Source organism: Ruegeria sp. BHSB058 (genome assembly GCF_059613285.1).
Genome location: NZ_JBXWSF010000165.1, coordinates 1 through 2671, shown reverse-complemented (window position 1 = coordinate 2671; position 2671 = coordinate 1). Strand labels below are relative to the sequence as shown.

Genomic DNA, 2671 nt, shown 5'->3' with positions numbered 1-2671 from the left:
TGCGGTAGGCCGGATCGGTGACAGGCCATTCGAACTGCTGAAATCGCGCCACCTGTCGGACGTTCTGGTCCTGTCCGAAGACCGCATTTGCACCACGATCATGGAGATGCTGAACGTAGAAGGTATCGTCCTGGAGCCCGCAGGTGCACTGGCAGTCGAAGCAGTGGCGGATGTGCAAAGCTTCATCCGGGGCAAGACCGTAGTCTGCGTCACTTCGGGCGGCAATTTCGATTTCGAACGCTTGCCCGAGGTCAAAGAGCGCGCCCAGCGCTATTCCGGCGTGAAAAAGTATTTTATCCTTCGCCTGCCGCAACGTCCGGGTGCATTAAAAGAGTTTCTGGGAATTCTGGGGCCCGAGGATGACATTGCCCGCTTTGAATATATGAAAAAATCGGCGCGCAACTTCGGTTCGGTCCTGATCGGAATCGAGACCAGCAAGCTCGAAAATTTCGTGCGTCTGTTTGCGCACCTTGATGACGCAGGGTTCACCTATACCGACATCACCGAGGATGAGACGCTGGCTCAGTTCGTGATCTGACGGTTATGTATTCTGTGCCAAGCCGGTCAGGAATTCAGAATGGGAGACGGTAAAGGTTCTGGTGATCTCCTCTAGGTCCACCAATTCCGCATCGCCGGCGGCGGATTGACGTTCACCATCCTGGCACAGTTTGGAAAAGGCCTGAAATCCCAGGCTCAGGGCGCTGCCCTTGAGGAAATGCAGGTTTCGTTCCAGTTCGGACCGATCCGCATCGGCGCGGATGCGGTCGAGCATTTCCTGCACCTCTTCCATGAAGATCTGCACCACTTCGGGGAATTCGTCCGCGCCGACTTCGTCCCGCAACTGTTTGACCCTTGGCCAATGGATCATGGCGCACCCTTTTTTGGTCTCGTTCATGCTGTGGTAGGGCGTTTCGGGTAAAAATGACGTTAAGGGATTTTGTCACGCTAACTTGCGATGCAGATAGAGATCCTGGCATTCGGATTGCAGGCGTCAAGTGCTTCGAGGCGGCGATATCGGATTGTGAGGGCGGAGCGACGGCGCGTGGGGGCACCATAAGAACGCAGTTTGTCCGTGATGATCCGCTTGGGAAGGAAACCAAGACGCTTTGTCAGGCGGCGAAACAGCCGTTTTGCCGCCCGTTTGTACGGTTTCTGTTGAAGGAGCTCGTCCAGAGCGACGCCATGCTGATCGACCGCGCGCCAAAGCCAATACTTGCGATAAGAGATTTTCACGACAACCACATCAAGATGCCAGACATTGCCTGGGCGACCCTGTTGGCGTCACAAGTTTCGAGCGATCAGCGGTCCGAACTTGATGACCTACGCCGGACAGTTTCGGACATATCTATCCCGCGCTGCAGCAGCATCTCTTCAACTTCCCGGAAGCTCAGGTTGAAACGAGCGTACAACCATACCGCGTGCGCGATGATCTGAGGTGGAAACCGGTGGCGCTTGTAGCCAATCGACGATGACCTCATCGAAGTCACTTGCGTCCAACCGCGGACATGACCAGCCGAATGACCTTTGGCGTGACAACACCCTCTCTATCGCCGAAACAAGCGGGTCGAAGAAAACATCGCCTCCAACTCCTCGATCCGCTCCTTGCTTTCTTCCCATCGCGCGTTCTGAACTTGGGCGATCAGGGATTCGGAAATCAACTGTAACGCAATGGTCGAATCCCAACTCGAAGGTGCTTCGACCAGTCCGTGAAAGGTGATGTTTGCCCTGCGACCGATGGGAGATCCCCACTGGTCGGTGAACAAGACAACGGTCGCCCCACGCTTTGAGGCGATATCAGCCAGTTTTTCGAGATGGGCCTCATACCGGCGGATGTCATAGATGATCAGAACAGACGTGCCATCCATGTCCAACAGATACTGCGGCCAGACATTGGTGGAATTGCCCAGCATGGTCACATTGGGCCGGATGATCTGCATGTGGTTGAACAGATAATCGGCGTTGGAACGGGTAATTCGCCCGCCCACGACATAGAGGTGGCGGGTGGTGTCGGCCAGCAATTTGGCAACAGCATCGAATTCCGCCGTGTTGATGCGTTCCAACGTGTGGCGCATGTTTGCCCAAACGGCTTGCGCAAAACGGGGCAAGGGGTGTTCTGCGGTGTCCTCTTCAACCCACGGGCCGCGTTTGGAAAGCGGTTTCTTTATCCGGGCGGCCACCTCATTGCGCAGGGATTCCTGCAAATCAGGAAAGCCGTCAAATCCCAGTTTGCGGGCCATCCTGATTACTGTCGGCGTCGAAACCCCGGCAGCGCCTGCCAGTTTGGTGATCGATTGCAGCCCTGCCATCGGGTAGTCCTGCAGAAGTACCGAGGCAAGCTGCCGCTCGGACCGGGTAAGGTCGTCGATGCCTTCTTGCAGCATCTGTTTCACGAGCTTTGTCGTCGGGATCACGGGGTATCCTCAAATCTAGCTTTTTCTACAGAGTAGGCATTGATGTAGTCATGTCTACAGAAAGTTTGTTGACAACTGAGCGCCCAAGGCTCCCAATGTGAGACAAGAGCGCGAGTCACGTGCGCCGCAAAGATAACGGAACCGGGCCCATCCGAGGAACGGTCAGTAAAACAGGGAAACGGGCATGAATTTCATGCGGAGATACGTCTCGTTCATCGACGGGATAAACCGCTGGATCGGCCGGGTGGTGATGTACGGCA

2 protein-coding genes and 2 pseudogenes are annotated in these 2671 nt (G+C 55.6%); 1 reads left to right on the top strand and 3 read right to left on the bottom strand.

All coding sequences use genetic code 11. The features are described from left to right. Nucleotides 1–538: pseudogene (locus AC2FNB_RS20980) on the top strand (threonine dehydratase); the annotation flags it as partial. Between the two features lie 3 nt (nt 539–541). On the opposite strand, the gene AC2FNB_RS20975 reads toward AC2FNB_RS20980, so the two are convergent. The 3 genes and pseudogenes from AC2FNB_RS20975 to AC2FNB_RS20965 all read right to left on the bottom strand — a co-directional run bounded on the left by AC2FNB_RS20975 (nt 542) and on the right by AC2FNB_RS20965 (nt 2411). After that, nucleotides 542–868: an Hpt domain-containing protein gene (locus AC2FNB_RS20975; protein WP_496748668.1), complete on the bottom strand. Its 327-nt coding sequence runs from the start codon at nt 866–868 to the stop codon at nt 542–544. Between the two features lie 77 nt (nt 869–945). Further along, a pseudogene (locus tag AC2FNB_RS20970) lies at nt 946–1478 on the bottom strand (IS6 family transposase). A gap of 66 nt (nt 1479–1544) precedes the next feature. Continuing rightward, nucleotides 1545–2411 (bottom strand): MurR/RpiR family transcriptional regulator, encoded by an 867-nt coding sequence (locus AC2FNB_RS20965; RefSeq protein ID WP_480750071.1) that lies wholly within the window; start codon nt 2409–2411, stop codon nt 1545–1547. Nucleotides 2412–2671: the final 260 nt, after the last annotated feature.